Genomic DNA, 531 nt, shown 5'->3' with positions numbered 1-531 from the left:
GCCACCGACGCCTTGCCCTGCCGTGGCGGCAGCGCCGCAGAGGCATCGAGCTTGAACAACGCCACCGCCTGGCTCAACTCCACCGCCTGCTGCTCCATCGAACGCGCCGCAGCCGTGGCTTCTTCCACCAACGCCGCATTCTGCTGCGTGCTCTCGTCCATCTGCGTCACCGTCTGGTTCACCTGCTCGATGCCTGCCGACTGCTCCTGCGAGGCCGCCGAGATCTCGCCCATGATGTCGGTGACCCGCTGCACCGAGGACACGATCTCCTGCATCGTCTTGCCCGCCTGATCCACCAGCAACGACCCTTCCGCCACACGCGTGACCGAGTCGTCGATCAACCCCTTGATCTCCTTGGCCGCATTCGCCGAACGCTGCGCCAACGTCCGCACTTCGGTCGCCACCACCGCAAACCCACGCCCCTGTTCGCCCGCGCGCGCCGCTTCCACCGCCGCGTTGAGCGCCAGAATATTGGTCTGGAACGCGATGCCATCGATCACGCTGATGATGTCGGCGATCTTCTTCGAGGCC

1 protein-coding gene is annotated in these 531 nt (G+C 65.7%); it reads right to left on the bottom strand.

Features of this window, described 5'->3' with window-relative positions; all coding sequences use genetic code 11:
- Positions 1-531, bottom strand: a 531-nt coding sequence (locus tag XalbCFBP2523_RS15895) for a methyl-accepting chemotaxis protein (protein WP_249027746.1), incomplete at both ends; no start/stop codon positions are given.

It is taken from the genome of Xanthomonas albilineans (assembly GCF_002939705.1).
GTDB classification, from domain to species: Bacteria; Pseudomonadota; Gammaproteobacteria; order Xanthomonadales; family Xanthomonadaceae; genus Xanthomonas_A; species Xanthomonas_A albilineans.
This window is presented reverse-complemented; position numbering and strand designations above follow the sequence as displayed.